Origin of the sequence: uncultured Turicimonas sp., from assembly GCF_902477955.1 — a bacterium.
In the GTDB taxonomy this organism is placed as follows: Bacteria; Pseudomonadota; Gammaproteobacteria; order Burkholderiales; family Burkholderiaceae_F; genus Turicimonas.
Genome location: NZ_CABSJB010000008.1, coordinates 39,871 through 53,116, shown reverse-complemented (window position 1 = coordinate 53,116; position 13,246 = coordinate 39,871). Strand labels below are relative to the sequence as shown.

The window sequence follows — 13,246 nt, the reverse complement described above, 5'->3', positions numbered from 1 at the left end:
CTTACCTATGCTCATAGATTCACATTGCCACATCGACAGCCCGGAGTTTGTCGAAGAACTTCCGCGCATTTTTTCTGAAATGGAAAAGAATAATGTGAAAGGCGCATTGACGGTTTGCTGTGCCTTAAGAGAGTTTCCTCGCTGCCTTTCATTTTCTAAATCTCACAAAAATATTTGGTGCTCCGTCGGAGTTCATCCGAGCACGGATGACGACATTTCCGAGGCAACGATTGAAGAGCTGGTTGCTCTTTCAACCGATGAAAAAGTAGTTGGAATAGGAGAGTGCGGACTCGACTATTACTACAACTCCGAACCTTTGGACTGGCAAAGAGAAAGATTTGCACTTCATATTCAGGCAGCAAGAAAAGCCAATCTGCCTGTAATTGTTCACTCCCGCGATGCCAATGAAGATACGATGAGAATTCTTCAAGACAATCACGCAGAAGAATGCGGATTTGTCCTTCATTGCTTCTGTGGTGATCAAAAGATGGCCCAAGTTGCGTTGGAAATGGGCGGCTACATTTCGTTTTCAGGTATTGTGACGTTTAAAAATGCGGTTGATATTCAAAGCGTTGCTTCGTCTATCCCGCTTGAAAGAATATTAGTTGAGACAGATTGTCCTTATTTGGCTCCCGTGCCATTTAGAGGAAAGCGAAATGATCCGTCTAAAGTAATTTACGTAGCGAAAAAAATTGCTGAGCTTCGTTCGATTTCTTTAGAGGAGGTCGAAGAAGCCACGACAGAAAATTTTTTTCGACTTTTTAGTAAGGCTCGGTATGAAGGTTAAAAGATTTATTTTGACGGTCGCGGCGACCATTTTTGTTTGCGGAGCAGCTTTGGCTTCTTCTTATGAAGATGCTATTGATGCAGCCCTTAATAACCGTCCTGACGATCTAGCCCCGCTTCTTAAACAAGGTTTTGATCCCAATACGGCAACTCCGGGCGGAAACGCTGATCCTCTTTTATCCAGCGCAATCCGCAATAAGTCCTATGATGTAATCGACTTACTTCTCAATCAAAAAAATATTGATTTGAACAAACCGAATGTGCTGTATGAAACTCCCTTGATGCTTGCTATTTTTTATAAAGAAAATGGTATCGCAAAGAAATTATTAGCTAAGGGAGCTTCCGTTAATAACCCGGGACACTGGACTCCCCTGCACTATGCAGCTGCCTCAAGCAACAACGAAATTATTCCGCTGCTTCTGAGAGGCGGAGCAGATCTCAACGCAAGAACTCTGCGCGGTATAACTCCCTTATATATGGCGGCAAGAGACGGAAATGCAGAAACCGTGAAACTTCTCTTAAATGCCGGTGCCCGGAAAGATTTTTGCAACAATGATGCTTTGGCCCCTTACGATATCGCCAAACAAAGGCAGACTAACCTGGAAGTCTTAGACCTTCTCAAATACGATCACTGCCGTTAACCCACTAACTTTTTCTTCAACCCACTTGCGTGGGTTTATTTTTTTCTATGTCCTCTCCTCAAGAATTAGAACTTTTAAGTCCGGCTAAAAATGCTGATATCGGTATTGAAGCAATCTCTCACGGAGCCGATGCCGTTTATATCGGAGGCCCTTCTTTCGGCGCCCGTGCTAATGCAGGCAACAGCCTAGAGGACTTAGAAAGATTAGTTAAGTATGCACACCAATATCGTTCACGAGTTTATCTGACGTTAAATACCTTGCTGAAAGATAAAGAACTCGAACAAGCAGTAGAACTGGCCCACAAAGCCTGGAATATCGGCATTGATGCTCTAATTGTCCAAGATATGGGACTGCTGATGTGTGATCTTCCTCCCATTCAGCTGCATGCCTCTACTCAATGCGATATTCGTACCGCTGAAAAGGCAAAATTCTTAGAGAATGCCGGTTTCTCACAAATCGTACCTGCCCGAGAGCTAGATCTCCACCAAATTAAAGCAATCTATGATTCTTTGGAAAAAGCCAGAATCGAATTTTTTATTCACGGCGCTCTCTGTGTAAGCTACAGCGGTCAATGCTACGCAAGTCAAGTTCTGAAAAATCGCAGCGCAAACCGCGGAGAATGCTCGCAAGTTTGCCGCCTTCCCTTCGATGTTTATGATGAGGAAGGCAAAGTACTCGGACTCAATGAGCATGTTCTTTCACTCAAAGACAACAACCAGAGTGCAAACCTTCCGGCCTTAATCGAAGCCGGTGTGAGAAGTTTCAAAATTGAGGGAAGATATAAAGATGCAGCGTATGTAAAAAATACAACGGCACATTATCGGCGTCTGCTGGATCAATTCTTGTCTCAAAACCCCTCTTTTGCTAAATCTAGTGAAGGAAAGATTGAATTTTTCTTTGATCCCGATGTCAACAACGCCTTCAATCGCGGAGGTACTGATTATTTTGTCAATGGAAGACAGCCTGATATAGCTTGTTTTAACTCTCCCAAAAAGACAGGCGACATCATAGGCAAAGTTGTCAAAATAGATAATTTTTCCGTCACGGTAAGAAGCAAACACGAATTCAATAATGGAGACGGTCTAACCTTCTGGAATGATAAAGACGAGCTTTCAGGATTCCTGGTAAATAGGGCCGAAAAAGTACCGGATGCAACCAATCTTTGGACTCTCCATACACGCGAGCATACCGGGAGGATTTCAGGATTGGCCGTAGGCATGGAGCTGATGCGCAACAAAGATGCGGCTTGGCTGAAAAAGATGAATGCCACAACCTCTCTCAGAAAGATTCCCATCAAGATTGAGGCTAAGTTTTCTGATGATTCTCTGACTGTCTATGCTTCTGACAAAGACGGAAATGTTTCAACCGTCTCGGTACCAAATAATTTTGATGAGGCGAAGAACAGAGAAAACGCTCTGACTCAAATTAAAAAATCCCTAGGTAAATTAGGCAACACTATTTTTGATTCTGACGAAATCTCCGTCGAAGGCGATACCATCAGATTTCTCCCGGCTTCGGCGGTCAACAGTCTGAGAAGAACCGTCATTGAACAGTTAGAAACCAAACGGATAAGTTCTTTTTCTAAACTGCCGAAGGCTCAGGCCAAAGAGCCTGGTGCTTTCTTCGCAGAAAACCCTTTGCTGGACTATAGAGGGAACGTCTTAAATCAAAAGGCTAGAGAGTTCTATGAGAAGCACGGCTTCAAGATAGTAGAAACCGCTTTAGAAGACGGTCACAAGAATCCTCAGGCCGAACTGATGAGATGCAAACACTGCATCCGCTACAGCTTAAATCTTTGTCCTAAAGAAGCTAGGAAGCGCGGAGAAAAAATTAAACCCACACCGCTTAAGTTAGTCAGCGGTAAAACCGTACTAATTGCCAAGTTCCACTGCAAACCCTGTGAAATGACAATTTCTTTAGCGAGTTAAATTTAGAGAAGCCCTATTCTTCGCTTCGCCAATCACGTCAAGAAGATAAGATCGAGTCGCCGAGTTTTCCGGGTAGTAACCCAGAGCTTCTGTCCAATACTTGGCGGCTTCTTCATATTTTCCTTCGTTAAAACACAAAATACCTAAGACTTCGTAAGGCCTTACATTTCCCGAGTTCATTTCAATCACTCTGGAAAGCTCTTTTTTAGCCTCAGAATAATTCTCAGGTTTTCCTGTTTCCAACATGGTCAGAGCTCTCTCCAACACGGAATCAGGATCTTCTGAAATTTTATTGGACAAAGAGAAAGCCTTATTGAAAGCTTGTAAAGCCTCGTCAGGTTTTTTCTTTTGATTAAGAAGTCTGGCTAACGTCAACCATCCTCTAACATCTTTAGGTGATTCTTTTAGATACTCTCTTAGTTTATCTTCTTCCAAAGGAGCATTTTCATCAAAGAAGACCTCTCCCCTTTCATTCCAATGAGACTTCTCACTTTCAATATGGTACCCAATCAAAGAAGGATTACCCACGTAAAGATAGATTACGATTGCGGAGATAGGAATTAGGACTCCAAGTCCTAAGAAAAATAATTTTTCTTTGGGATGACTTTTCACCGGAGCATCTAAATAATTTGCTTCTTCCAGAGCACGGCGTTCGAGCTCTTCTTTCCCCTCATCAAACTGTGCCCGGGTGATGCTGCCTCGATCTAAATCCCTTTCAAGTTCAGCTAGTTCATCTGAGTAAACATAGCTATTGAGTTCCTGCGTCTCAAATTCTTTGCGCCCTTGAAATAGTCCCTTCATTCCAACCCAAAGACATACCAGCAGTAAACCGATCATCAAGGCTGCACATATAAAAAAATATATTTGAGACGAAGAAAAAGTCATAAATCAAATTTCTTAAGTTGCGAGATCTAGAGAAGACTTTTGTCCGCTGTCAACGCTAAGGGCCGTGAAAATTGCCAAAGTCTGAAGTATAGCTACTCCAAACAAAGCTGCCATAAACATCTGGGCATCCAACAGCGGGGCAAAAACCACGGGAGACAATGACTGCCCGACATCCATTCCACAGTAGGTAAAGCCATAAACTCGGCCGATAGATTTCATTCCCAGTTTATTGATTGTGGCTTTCCTGATCATGATGTCTCGGCTAGGACTTGCGATTCCGGTGCCTAAACCCATAGCGCCCATAAATAGAATGGCCCAATAACCAGTCAAAATACAGGAAGCCAACAGTAAGGACATCAAGGCAGAAAAGCTTAACGCAATGGCCACTACTGCTCCGTTGCTGAGTTTTTCCTGATTAGTAAAGAAGCCCCCTAAGAGACAGCCGACGCCGGAACATACCAAATAAGCTGTCAATGCAGTCGAAGCACTCTTTAAATCCAGGTTATATAAATGATTAAAGATAGTTTGACTGAAACTTTGAAGAACGCCGAAGGCACCGGCGGTAAAGAAAAAGAAGAAAAAGCACTGCCAAACAGCTTTCTCGGAAAGAAAACTAAAAGCATTTCCGCTTGAAGCCTTCTTGTCAACGCTCTTATCATTACGTTGGTCGTTGGCAAACACCGAGCTTCTGGCCAATTCAACAATCAAAACGATAATTGCTATCGAAGAAGCTGCAAAGGCCGCCGCTCGCCATCCATAGTGTTCCGCTATCAAAACCATAAATAGCGGACAGATGGCCCAGCCAATATTTCCGGTGAACGTATGCCAGGCGAACGCATGTCCTAACATCGGTTTAGAGATGTTGTAATTCATCAGACTGTAATCGGCCGGATGGAATACCGAGTTGCCCGCTCCTGCTAAAGCAGCCGCTAAAAACAGCATTGCATAATTGACTGAGAGGCCCAGCACAATCGCACTAGATGCCAAAAGTACCAAACCTAGATACATTCCGGCTTTCGGGCCCGTCTTATCAACAAAAAAGCCGCTGGCCGATTGTCCTACTGCGCTCGTTACAAAAAAAGTTGTCATCAAGGCGCCGGCTTGAATGAAATTCAAGTCAAATGCTGGCATCAGCCAAGGAAACAAAGACGGAATTACTAAATGGTAGAAATGAGAACTTGCGTGTGCAATGGAAACCAAAAAGATGGCTTCAAAATCTTTAGGACTTGAAAGGTTGTTATTCATCATGGAGGCCTTTTTTTCTGATTTTACCGTCCTAAAGACTCAAAAAAGGCCTAAAGGAGTGGAGACTTCCCTTAGGCCTGAATAACTACTAATTACTTCTTAGCTTGTTGTTGACCTTGTACCTTAGCAGCAACTGCGTCTCTTAAGATCTTTGTTGCGGCCTTAGCAGAATCAGTAGCCTTAGCTAAAGAAGCCTGTGCCTGCTGCGGATTGTGGAACCATGCGCCGTTAGCAGCTGTCCACCATTCCCAGTTTGTATGAGCAACGGAGTGAAGGTCTTGAGCCTGTTTGATAGGTTCTCCTGTGATGCCAGCGTCTTTAGCTTCTCTAAAGGCGATGAACATTTGAGACATAGCACCTTCAGTTTCTCTAAGCTTGCCCATGTAGTAAGCCTTCTGAGCGTCCATGACTCGTGTCATGTGTTCTTCGGTCTTATCTTTGTGGCATTGCAGGCAAGTTTCCTGAACATAAGCTCTCGGATTGGTTGCCCAGTGAGATGTATAGGTTTCACCCTTTTCATTCTTGACCTTAGGCATATGGCATGCGGCGCAACCTACGCCTGCTTTGTCATGAGTAGAATTCCAATAGATTTCTGTATCAGGGTGCTGCATCTTAGTAAGAAGAGCGCCTGTCTGGTTGTGTTTGAAATCTTTGAAAGATGCATGTTTGTAGAAATCATCAATCTTGGTGACATCAACCAATGGAAAGAGATTGGTTCTGGCGTCATCCATCTTGATTGGCTTGCCTGTAGCAGGATCGGTACCCGGGTTGCAGTTGTATTCAACGTGGCACTGTGCGCACATCAACTTGCTGTCCGGTTTACCTAAGATAGCAATCTTTCTTGTGAAACCGCGCAGACCCATATCCTTAACGTCTACCGGAGTCTTGTTGGCAGATTCTGAGTAGAGAGTCGGATAATCAGTACGTGTAACGGCTTGGATCAAAGCATCTCTGATAACGCGCGGCTGAGCGCTGTGCGGATCATGGCAGAGGTTACAGTTCAAAGCATGATTGATGTTGCGGACAAGTTCAACGGGATTAGATGCTCTTGACCATTTTGCGCCGGCCTTAGGATCACCCATGTAGGCCCAATCCATCATGAGGTCAGAAGACTTACATGTCCAGCAAACCGGATTGGCAGCAGCGGCAGTACCAGGTTTATGAGGTTTCTGCTGATTGTTTTCCGGCATAGTGTCTTTAATCTTGTCCCAAACGCCGAAGAAACCGCCGTTTTCACCGAAGAATAACCAGCCGTCTTTAGGAACGAAACGTCCACCGAAAGAGCGATCAGCCAAGAATTGGTCAACAGCGCCGTATGCGTGAGCTCTCAAAAGGTTATGTTCCTTAGTAAAGCCGTGGGCTCCCAGTGCTTCATCAAAGAATGGGTTAGGAGCGATGCTGTCAGAATTCTTCTTGGAGTTGCGAGCAATCGAATGAGGATTTGCTTGGTACATTGTCTTGAACTGATCAGCATGGCAAGTGCCGCATTGCTGAGGATTCATAGACACAGTAGGTTTCTGTTTTGGATTCGTTAGGTGCTTATCTGTACCTTCGTGGCATGTTGCGCAAGGTAAGTTTTGATGCTTATTTCCTTGGTGCATAGCGCCAATGTTAGAGTGACAAGCCACACACGTTGCAGAAGCTGCATTTGGCTGGGCCGGAGCCTGCGCCAGAGCTGCAGAGGCCGTTCCAGAGAGAGCAAGAACCGCCAAAATAGAGAGCAGATTGTTCATCTTTCTCATGTTGTTCTCCGAGTTAGTGGGGTAAATTTTTTACCAACACTTACATTTTGATCGAGGAACTTTATTAAATCAAGCTTAACGCCTATCTCTATCACCTATTACCTTCTATCTACTCCAAAAGGGGTAGGTATAAAAGCCCAAGCACTACCAAATATTTGTGCAAAAAAGAAAAACGGAAAGATGAAAAAAGGCCGTCGAAACGGCCCTAAGTTTTGCGTCGATATAAGGTTATCTGACTTTGTTCAATATAATTTTTACCTCTTTAGAATTCACCGGTATCGGCTGGCCTGTAGTTCCCTCTAAATCACCGGCGGCAGGCATGATGGAACCGGCTTTGCCAAGACGTGCGGTCACGATAACTTCTTTATGTTGATCCAAAGTTCCAGCTCCCATATCCATCGGAGGCGTCATGGTGTTATCCACAGTGAAATGGGCAGGAAAATCTAACACCTTCATTTGGAACTGAGCGATCGGAGCACGACTACCGGAAGCAGGTCGGGCAGTCACATAAAGAGTAGTGTGGTCCCCCATCTTTTCAATGAGATCCGGAGAAAGCTCTACGGTGCCGGAGATACTGTGAGTAGGCTTAGCCTTCTCAACTTTGTGAGCCTCCGGAGAATGACCGTCTCCAGGCACAATAGACTGGCTCATTGCAGAGGTTCCGCCTTGCATCATCTGGCTGACCATTGGCACAGGAGAAGAGTTGTTTCCATGAGGTTTTCCAAATGGAAGAGTATCTTGAACCGGACCAACGATCTGACCCAATGAGCGAGCCTCCTGGATACTGCCCTTCACAGCTGGGACAAGATTGTCGTTTGGCGAAAGATGCTTAAGAAGTCTTTCCCAATACATTACAGCCATCCGGTAGTCACCGTGGTTGAAGTAATCCGTACCTCCCATCATCAGGGCTTTCCAATTGGTTGGATCCACAGATAAGGCTTTGTTGACAAGTTCCCACGGACGGCCGGTGAGATCTTGATTCTGGACCATTGCAATAGCATCAGCTAAATCAACCATGATGACAGGATTGCCCGGCGCTAAATGGAGTGCATGCTCAAATGCATCGGCCGCCTGAGGATATTTACGAAGAGTAAGAAGAGTTCTTCCGTACATCATCCAGCCGTTAATATCACCAGGCTCTGCATCAAGGTGCTGCTTCAACTTCAGAATAGCGGAATCCATATCATGCATTTCTCCCGTATTCTTAACCACTTGACCAGTGTTGTAATCGACGATACCTTCGTATTTACCACCGTCAAGTCTGAAATCGCCGAGAGGCTGTGTTATCAACCACATAGCGGCAGCCACAAACGGAACTAAAAGCACGAGAGCAAAAGCCGTGTAGATACCCGCTTTTCCACTGCTGTAAGAAACTTGATTGTCTACCGCGGTGTCTTCGAGAACTCTTCTTTCAAGTTCTTCTCTTCCCTCGTCGTACTCTTGTTGAGAGATAGCTCCCCGAGCCAGCTCATTTTCAAGCTCTTTAAATTGATCTCGGTAAATATCGACATTAATCTGCGGAAGACTTTCCTTTTGCTTCTTGGCTCGATTAGTACATAAAGGAACAATCAAGATCAAGAGTAAAAGGATAGTCAAAAACCCCATCCACAGGAATAAAGTAGTCATTAGACGGCTCCTTTTTTAGTGTTGCTCTTTGTACCTTTCAGCAACGCTTCAGCTCTCGCTTTTTCTTCTGCTGTCAAAGGTTTGGCTTTTTGCTGCTTTCTCTTAATTAATGTCCAGAACAAAGCAGCCAGGGCAAACACGAAGAATAAAGCCGGTCCAACCCATAAAAGCAAAGTACTTAATTTGAAGGGGGGATTGTAAAGAACGAAATCTCCGTACCTTTCAACCATAAAATCAATGATTTGCTCATTAGTCTTGCCGGCGGCAATTTGCTTAACTACCTGGTTCTTCAAGTCAATAGCTAACTCGGCATTGGAATCTGCGATTGACTGATTTTGACAAACTAAGCACCTAAGCTGGCTAGAAATTTCTGCGACTCTCTTATTTGCAACCGGATCAAGGATTGTCGGTTTAACGTCCGGAGCGGCTCCGGGGGACTGCGGCGCTTGAGCAAAACAGCTAAGAGAAATTAAAGCACAAAGTAAGAAAAGAAATTTTTTCATCATTCTGCCTTTAATTTTTTAATTAACGGATACATGGTCTTTTCCCAGACTTCGTCAGTAATCGGTCCAATCTGCTTATAGCGAATGACTCCTTTCTTATCAATGACGAACGTTTCGGGAACACCGTAGACTCCGAACTCAATACCGGTTTCACCTGTAGGATCTTTAACAGAGAAATCATAGGGGTCGCCTGTCGTTCTTAATGTCCGTACGGCGGCACCGTCCGTATCTTTATAATTCAATCCAACGATCGGAAGCACTTTCTGACCGCTTTTGCCAATCTTCACTAGATTAGGATGCTCGTACTTACAAGAACCGCACCAGGAAGACCAAACATTCATCAACCAAACCTGACCAAGCATATCTTTCTTGCTGACAACCTTTGAAGGGTCGTCAAGCCTTGGAAGAGCAAATTCAGGAGCCGGTTTATCGATAAGCGGAGAAGGAACTTCACGAGGATCCTTCCCCAGACCTACGACAAAGAAAATTACTAACGCCAGAAATAAAACCAGCGGAACGATATATTTCAATTTCATCTTTTATCTCGGTTATCTAGCGCCATATTTATCAGCATCCTTACGACGAAGAATGCGATAACGTTTATCAAACATCGCTAACAATGCACCCAGGGACATAATGATGCACCCCCACCAGATCCAAGTTACGTATGGTTTGTCGTAAGCACGAACAATCCATGCACCGTCAGCAGTTTGTGCGCCCATAGATACGTAGAGGTCTCCGGTAATGGAAGAATCAATAGAGGATTCAGTCATCGGCATTTCACTGGAGAAATACTTTCTCTTCTCAGGCGTCAGTTCGGCAACGGTCTTCTGACCCTTGGTAACGGTAAAGAAGCCTTTGTCAGCGATAAAGTTAGGTCCGCGAATTCCTGTTTCAACTTTGTCAAATTTAAAGTTGTACTCGCCGACGGAAACTTCATGACCCGGAGTCATAGTTACATCTCTTTCAAGGGAGTAAGTCATGACCATGGAAACGCCTACGATGAAGACTGCCACTCCAAGGTGAGCAACCATCATGCCCCAATAAGCTCTGCTTAAAGAGGAGAGCTTGCGGAAGAAGTTGCCGCGAATATTTCTAATGTTCTCTCGGACGCTTTCTAAGAAAGTGGTCAAAACCCAGAAAGAAAGGAAGAGACCAATGAACACCCATGTGCTCCAACCCCATAATAGCGGAACAGAAGCTCCCAGGATCGCAGAAATAATCAGACACCACAATGTTCTCTTGCCTAAGTCAGAAACACTTGCGTCTTTCCATCGAACCAGAGGTCCTATACCCATTAAGAAAATAACCGGAACCATGATTGGACCGAATACAGAATCAAAGTACGGAGGTCCTACAGAAATCTTGCCTGCATTGAGGGCATCAATAAATAGTGGATATAAAGTTCCAAGGAGAACAGCACCCATAGCAACAACGAGTAATACATTGTTGACCAGAAGCAGAGCTTCTCTGGAGAACAATTCAAATTGTCCGCCTGTCCCGACGCGAGGAGCTCTCCAGGCAAAAAGCAGCAAAGAGCCGCCGATTACGCAGACAAGAAGAGCCAAGATAAACAGGCCTCTCTGAGGATCCGTTGCGAAAGCATGGACGGAAGTCAAAACACCTGAACGAACCAGGAAGGTTCCGAGCAAGGAAAGAGAGAAGGTAATCAAGGCAAGTAGAACAGTCCAGATCTTAAAGCTTCCGCGTTTTTCAGTAACTGCCAAAGAATGAAGCAAAGCTGTACCGGTAAGCCAAGGCATAAAGGAAGCGTTTTCAACCGGATCCCAGAACCACCAGCCGCCCCAGCCCAATTCATAGTAGGCCCACCAGGAGCCAAGAGCGATGCCGAGAGTTAAGAAGATCCACGCAATGCTTGTCCATGGACGTGTCCAGCGGGCCCAGGCAGCATCTAATCTTCCTCCGATAAGAGCCGCTACCGCAAACGCAAAAGGTACCACCATTCCTACATAGCCCATGTAGAGAAGCGGCGGATGAAAAACCATTCCCGGGTCTTGAAGAAGCGGGTTTAAGTCACGGCCTTCCGAGGCTGCCGGAAACAGGCGAACAAATGGATCGCTGGTTAAAAGCATGAAAAGAGTCAGGCCGACGGAAATCAAGCCCATAACACCGATCACGCGTGCCATTACTTCCTGCGGCAAATGCTTGGAAAATAAAGCAACGCAAAGACCCCAAACTGCCAAAAGCACTGTCCACAACAGAATAGAGCCTTCATGAGAGCCCCATGTTGCGGATAACCTGTAGAACCACGGCAGAAGAGTATTGGAGTTACTTGCTACGTTAACAACAGAAAAGTCATTAACGTAGAAAGACCACATTAAGCAGCCGAAAGCAATAAGGCAGAATACAGAATTGGCAAATACTGCAGGTCTGGCCACATTAACCCAGCTTCTCACTCCCAAGGCTGTTCCCGCCAATGGCAAAATACCCTGAATCAGGGCCGCTATTAAGGCGAGAATTAACGCAAAATGTCCTATCTCTGGAATCATCCAAATCTCCGAAACTTATGACTTTGAAGCACGAGCTTTTTCATGCGCTTCCTTAACGGCTTTTTCCGCTTCAGGAGGCATGTAATTTTCATCATGCTTTGCTAAAACTTGATCTGCTTCGAAGACTCCATTCTTGAGCTTTCCTTGAGCAACTACACCCTTCCCTTCTTTGAAAAGATCAGGCAAGCTGCCTTTGTAAGCAACAGGAACTTCATGAGCTGTATCAGTAACGTAAAAATTAACGGTCAAACCATCAGACTGTCTTTGGACAGATCCTTCTTTGACGAATCCGCCGATTCTGAAAGCTCTCCCCTCAGGAGCTTCCTTAGCAACAACCTGGCTTGGCGAAAAGAAGAAGACAAGGTTGTCCTGGAATGCATTCATAACTAAACCGACAGCCGCCGCTGCGATTGCCAATCCGCCTCCAATTAAAGCTAAGCGTTTCTGTTTGGTGTTCATAGGTCTTCCTCCGCCTGATGAGCGCGTGCCTCAAGCAATAATTCTTTTGCCGCTCTTTGACGGCGTCTGCTTAAACTCACTAATTCACAAATAAAACAAAAAATGACCATCCCATAGGCGCCCCATACATATCGTCCGTAGCCGCCCATAGAAATAAAATCAGAAAAACTTCCCCACTGATCCATTACAGCTCTCCTTTCAAAGCAAGTTCCTGAGCCCACTCCTCACCTTTTTCGCGTTCCAAAATAATGGAGCGGAGACGGGCAAATGTTGCACCGAAGGTGTATAGCCAGAAGGCGGCAACCATAACGAGCAATGCAGTTAACATGATGGGATGAATGGAGGAACCTGAAGAGGTGAGAGAAGCACCTTGATGCAAAGTGTTCCACCATTGAACAGAAAAATAAACAATCGGAACGTTAATCACACCGACAATTCCGATGACAGAACAAGCTTTATCCGCCCTTCTCCAATCCGGGATGGCGTTCTGAAGCGCCAAGTAACCAAGGTAAAAGAAGAAGAGAATCAGAGCACTTGTGAGGCGTGCATCCCATACCCAGTAAGCCCCCCAGGTAGGACGACCCCAAAGAGATCCTGTCCAGAGAGCTAAAAAAGCCATCAAGGCGCCGGTAGGTGCTAATGAAGCAGCTATCATCGGCCAAAGCTTTTTCTCAGTAACTAAGCCGAGAATGCAGAAAATGGCCATCAATACGTAGAGAAGCATGGCCATCCAAGCACTGGCAACGTGAATATAAAGAATACGGTAGGAATTGCCTTGAGTTACGTCGACCGGAGCTACAAAAAAGCCTAGGTAAAAAGCTATAAGCGCAACAATAGCGGCAGAGACGAGACAAGGCACCACAAGCTTGCCGGCAAAGCGGTACATTCCCTCAGGAGTAAAGATGGAAGTTGAGGTCATAA

General features: G+C 45.1%; 13 protein-coding genes. 3 read left to right on the top strand and 10 right to left on the bottom strand.

The annotated features are described in order from the left end of the window. Positions 1-7: 7 nt before the first annotated feature. From RDK53_RS03815 to RDK53_RS03805, 3 genes are read left to right on the top strand one after another with little or no spacing between them, the layout of a single operon-like run. Positions 8-787 carry a TatD family hydrolase gene (locus RDK53_RS03815; RefSeq protein WP_308513369.1) on the top strand — a complete coding sequence of 260 codons (780 nt, stop codon included), beginning with the start codon at positions 8-10 and terminating at the stop codon, positions 785-787. After that, positions 777-1,427 (top strand): ankyrin repeat domain-containing protein, encoded by a 651-nt coding sequence (locus RDK53_RS03810; protein ID WP_308513368.1) that lies wholly within the window; start codon positions 777-779, stop codon positions 1,425-1,427. Before RDK53_RS03815 ends, RDK53_RS03810 begins: the two co-directional genes overlap by 11 nt. Before the next feature lie 47 nt (positions 1,428-1,474). Then, complete coding sequence (locus tag RDK53_RS03805; RefSeq protein ID WP_308513367.1) at positions 1,475-3,355, top strand: U32 family peptidase; 1,881 nt, start codon at positions 1,475-1,477, stop codon at positions 3,353-3,355. On the opposite strand, the gene ccmI (RDK53_RS03800) is transcribed toward RDK53_RS03805, so the two are convergent. The 10 genes from ccmI (RDK53_RS03800) to ccmC form a co-directional block, all read right to left on the bottom strand. Then, positions 3,344-4,240: a c-type cytochrome biogenesis protein CcmI gene (ccmI, locus tag RDK53_RS03800; RefSeq protein ID WP_308513366.1), complete on the bottom strand. Its 897-nt coding sequence runs from the start codon at positions 4,238-4,240 to the stop codon at positions 3,344-3,346. The genes RDK53_RS03805 and ccmI (RDK53_RS03800) overlap by 12 nt on opposite strands. A gap of 12 nt (positions 4,241-4,252) precedes the next feature. Beyond that, positions 4,253-5,488 carry an MFS transporter gene (locus tag RDK53_RS03795; protein WP_308513365.1) on the bottom strand — a complete coding sequence of 412 codons (1,236 nt, stop codon included), beginning with the start codon at positions 5,486-5,488 and terminating at the stop codon, positions 4,253-4,255. An 89-nt stretch (positions 5,489-5,577) separates the two neighbouring features. Then, positions 5,578-7,227, bottom strand: coding sequence for an ammonia-forming cytochrome c nitrite reductase subunit c552 (locus RDK53_RS03790; RefSeq protein ID WP_308513364.1), 1,650 nt, complete (start codon positions 7,225-7,227; stop codon positions 5,578-5,580). A gap of 228 nt (positions 7,228-7,455) precedes the next feature. Further along, the gene (gene ccmI / locus RDK53_RS03785; RefSeq protein ID WP_308513363.1) at positions 7,456-8,853 is read right to left on the bottom strand and encodes a c-type cytochrome biogenesis protein CcmI; all 1,398 of its coding nucleotides are present in this window, start codon (positions 8,851-8,853) and stop codon (positions 7,456-7,458) included. After that, on the bottom strand, positions 8,853-9,359 hold the full coding sequence (locus tag RDK53_RS03780) for a cytochrome c-type biogenesis protein (RefSeq protein ID WP_066593341.1): 507 nt from the start codon (positions 9,357-9,359) through the stop codon (positions 8,853-8,855). The genes ccmI (RDK53_RS03785) and RDK53_RS03780 overlap by 1 nt, the downstream gene beginning before the upstream one ends. Next, positions 9,356-9,892 carry a DsbE family thiol:disulfide interchange protein gene (locus tag RDK53_RS03775; RefSeq protein WP_308513362.1) on the bottom strand — a complete coding sequence of 179 codons (537 nt, stop codon included), beginning with the start codon at positions 9,890-9,892 and terminating at the stop codon, positions 9,356-9,358. Before RDK53_RS03775 ends, RDK53_RS03780 begins: the two co-directional genes overlap by 4 nt. A gap of 12 nt (positions 9,893-9,904) precedes the next feature. Further along, a complete protein-coding gene (locus tag RDK53_RS03770; protein WP_308513361.1) occupies positions 9,905-11,866 on the bottom strand; it encodes a heme lyase CcmF/NrfE family subunit in 1,962 nt (653 codons plus the stop codon). A gap of 15 nt (positions 11,867-11,881) precedes the next feature. Continuing rightward, positions 11,882-12,325: a cytochrome c maturation protein CcmE gene (gene ccmE / locus RDK53_RS03765; protein WP_066593346.1), complete on the bottom strand. Its 444-nt coding sequence runs from the start codon at positions 12,323-12,325 to the stop codon at positions 11,882-11,884. Continuing rightward, a complete protein-coding gene (gene ccmD, locus RDK53_RS03760) occupies positions 12,322-12,510 on the bottom strand; it encodes a heme exporter protein CcmD (RefSeq protein WP_066593348.1) in 189 nt (62 codons plus the stop codon). The genes ccmE and ccmD overlap by 4 nt, the downstream gene beginning before the upstream one ends. After that, the gene (gene ccmC / locus RDK53_RS03755; RefSeq protein WP_308513360.1) at positions 12,510-13,244 is read right to left on the bottom strand and encodes a heme ABC transporter permease CcmC; all 735 of its coding nucleotides are present in this window, start codon (positions 13,242-13,244) and stop codon (positions 12,510-12,512) included. The genes ccmD and ccmC overlap by 1 nt, the downstream gene beginning before the upstream one ends. Between the last annotated feature and the right edge of the window lie 2 nt (positions 13,245-13,246).